Annotated in this window: 3 protein-coding genes; 1 reads left to right on the top strand and 2 read right to left on the bottom strand. The window is 42.9% G+C overall.

The window, feature by feature from the left end; all coding sequences use genetic code 11:
• The first annotated feature begins 246 nt into the window (after positions 1-246).
• A complete protein-coding gene (psb30, locus tag VB740_RS17640) occupies positions 247-378 on the top strand; it encodes a photosystem II reaction center protein Ycf12/Psb30 (protein WP_100902773.1) in 132 nt (43 codons plus the stop codon).
• Between the two features lie 63 nt (positions 379-441).
• On the opposite strand, the gene VB740_RS17635 is transcribed toward psb30, so the two are convergent.
• Together VB740_RS17635 and VB740_RS17630 are read right to left on the bottom strand one after the other, a co-directional pair.
• Complete coding sequence (locus VB740_RS17635) at positions 442-2,565, bottom strand: single-stranded-DNA-specific exonuclease RecJ (RefSeq protein ID WP_323201260.1); 2,124 nt, start codon at positions 2,563-2,565, stop codon at positions 442-444.
• Positions 2,566-2,680: 115 nt separating this feature from the next.
• Positions 2,681-3,106: a hypothetical protein gene (locus VB740_RS17630; protein WP_323201259.1), complete on the bottom strand. Its 426-nt coding sequence runs from the start codon at positions 3,104-3,106 to the stop codon at positions 2,681-2,683.
• Positions 3,107-3,415: the final 309 nt, after the last annotated feature.

The raw sequence follows: 3,415 nt of genomic DNA, 5'->3' as shown, positions 1-3,415 counted from the left end.
CAGGGGAGCAGGGGAGCCGAGGAGAAGTTGCAGTAAGTTTTTCAGTTTTTCCCCTCTGCCTTTTATGCCCAATGCCCAATGCCCAATCCCCCATGACCCATACTATTAATTTTACGTTTTTATGTCTTTTCTTATAATTTTGTTAAGTAAATTAAATCTAACAGGCCATGGCCAGATATGATCGATTTCGGGTTTCCTAATTAAGTTATTGAATTTTTTAAGACAATTGGGAGGAGAAAAGGAAAAATGGACGCTTTGTTTAACGCTTTTACCAGTATAAATTGGGAAGTTATTTTCCAATTGCTGTCCGTGGGGCTAATTGTGATTGCTGGGCCAGTGGTAATCTTTTTGCTGGCATTTCGCAACGGCAACCTATAACAGTTCTGAGTGCTGAGTAGTGAGTCCTGAGTTGAAAAAATTGTTGAATTTAAGACTTATAACTCATAACTCAGCATTCAATACCGATAACGCCTGAAGGGCAGCTTGAATAATACTGTCATACTGTGGCTGAGAGACATCAACTTCTTTGGCGTTTTGACGATTAGTGCCCAGTAAACCGATCATATGTCCTGGCTGCATGGCTAAGACTTTACCTTCAGAATTTTTAATTCTTAATTCCGCTTCAATACCGTTTTTATAGAAACCACAAGTATAATGTCGCTGGTTGTATTCAAAAGTGGTACTTGATGCGGTAGGTGGTAAAACAAAAAATTGTTGAAGCTGAATTGGCAGTCTAACACCTATTAACTCTAGCTCGATAGTGGTGTTACCGTTAAAGTAATTTTCTCGCAGTTTGTAAGCGACATCCACTCGTGGCGGTAAGCGAAAATAGTCACCCCAACGCCAGGCGATCGCTTTAATTTTATATTCCTGATTATCAATAGTTTGGGCAATTGTCAGTTTAATATGACCCTTCCCGACGATTTTTTGCTCAACCACTTGAACATTAGGTGTCCAGAAAACTGGATCGGGGTTATCCATACCGCAGGGGTGGAGAGCATTAAGCTGTTGATAAAGCTGCTGATTGATGTGGTTGAGGTTGACTTCGGCATCAATTTTGAGTAGAGGCTTGAGATGCTGCGGTTCAAGACACTGGTTAGCAAACTCAATCAAACGCGATCGCACCATCTCTAAATTCTCTGCTGGTAGAGAGAATCCCCCGGCTGCTTTGTGTCCGCCAAATTTCCCTAGTAAATCGTGACAATATTCCAAAGCTTCAAACACATGAAACTCTGGAATTGAGCGTGCTGAACCGCGTATATGTCCCTCATCCTCATAAGTCCCGATAAACACGGGAACACCGTAGCGTTCTACCAAGCGGGAGGCGACAATGCCAATAACGCCGTGATGCCAATTGGGTTGAACAACAATTAATACACGATTTTGCTGTAGAGATGCAACAAATTCTGCTTCTACATAAGCGATCGCTTCTTGTTCAATTTGCTGACACATTTCCTGGCGACTGGAATTTATTTGTTCGCACTGCATGGCTCTTTCCAGCGCCACCCCCATATCATCTGTAGTCAGCAATTCAATCACAGTCTGGGGATTACCAATTCGACCGATAGCATTAATTCGTGGCCCCAGGCGAAACCCGATATCTTCAGGCTTGAGCGATTTTGGATTTTGGACTTTGGATTTTGGATTAGAAATTTCCTCCCCTGCTCCCCTGCTCCCCTGCTCCCCTGCTCTCTCCTCTCCCCTCGCCTGCACACCACCTACCTGAATTAACGCCTGTATTCCAGGTAAGTTGGATTTGGGTAAATGCTGTAAACCGCGTTTTACCCAACGGCGATTCACGCCAGTTAATGGGGCTAAATCTGCGATCGTCCCCAGCGTAAATAGTGCTAGCATCGGCTGGATCAAACCCTTAGTCTCCCCTAGCTGCTGTGCTAGAGACACTGCCAAAATGTAGGCGACACCAACACCAGCAACACCCCGATAAGGTGAGGATTCAGCTATCAGTTTAGGGTTGAGGATAGCGTTAGCTGGAGGTAATTTTTGGGGGATATCGTGATGATCAGTGATAATTACTGCAACACCAAGTTCTCTAGCTCTAGCAACTGGTTCAAACGCAGAGATGCCATTATCTACAGTCAGAATTAGCCCTACACCTTCGCTATGGAATTCTTCAACTATGCGTTTATTAATACCGTAGCCTTCGTGCATCCGGCTGGGAATAGCATAATCTACCTGTGCGCCTAAAGTGCGGAGACTACGCAAAAGTAGAGCCGTGCTGGTCATCCCATCAGCATCATAATCACCACAAATCGCAATTTTTGTTTGAGAAGCGATCGCATTTTGCAACAACTCCAAACTAATCGCCAAATCTGGGAAATCTTCCAACGGCGAAGGCAAAACTAAAGACTCAGGATTTAAAAATGCTTGTACCTGTTCTGGTGTTTCCATACCTCGATTAATCAACAACTGGCTGATAATCGGTGAAATATTTGTCAAAGCTGCCAGATTTTGGGCAAACTCCGGTTTTTGTGGATAAATTTGCCAGCGCTGATCGGGTAAGCGCCTGCGAGGTTTGGATAATTCAGATACAGGTCGGTCTAGCACAATATAAAGTTGGGAGTTAGGAGTACAGACGCGATTAATCGCGTCTGTACAAGAGTTATGAGTGTTGAATTTAAAGTTATTTCTTAACTCATAACTAATAACATTAATTTGCTATCTAAAACACGTTTATCTTGCCATCATCCATAATATATAAAGAGCGATCGCCAGGAGAGCGCCAAGTCGGACGGAGTTCCAGCCGCAATGTGCCAAAGTTAGGTTTCGAGACAATTGCTTGTAGTGATAAACCCGTTTCGCTCCAGAATATTAGAGATGTATTTGGTTCTGTACCCTCTATTTGTTCTAAATTTAATTTCTGCCCTGGACTCAAGGATATTGCACCAGTCCCAGAGGGTTTTTGGATTTTTATCAGGTTGGGTGTGCTATTTACAACTTCAACCCGGATGCTTTGCCCAGGCGTAAACTGAATTGGACGAGAACCACACTTAGAAGCACAGGTTCCAGCTAAAGTATTGCTAGGATTATTAATTGATGCAACTACAACGGTAGCTGCAACTAAAGCAAATGACAAAGGTTTAAACATAATACACAGTATAAGTACTAAAGTGAAATATTACTTCAATTTAGTAGTATTAAGCCTCAGCATATTTTCCTGAATTATTAAAGAAACGTGCGCCTCCGTTAAAGATTCACGTTAGAGAAGGGGAAGGAAGGCAAACGGTTCGGATAAGACTTTATCCGCCTTAACTACCCGTGGCAAGATTTGAGACAAATAATCTGTGTTTGGACATGAAATTCAAGGTGTGTTAACTGAGATCATCGTCTAATGAGCAGGGGGAGCAGGGGAAGCAGGGGAAGCAGGGGAAGTAAAGAGAAAATACTAATAACTTTT

Origin of the sequence: Nostoc sp. UHCC 0251, from assembly GCF_034932245.1 — a bacterium.
In the GTDB taxonomy this organism is placed as follows: Bacteria; Cyanobacteriota; Cyanobacteriia; order Cyanobacteriales; family Nostocaceae; genus Nostoc.
The sequence above is the reverse complement of the archived record's forward strand: the minus strand, read 5'-3'. Positions and strand labels throughout refer to the sequence as shown.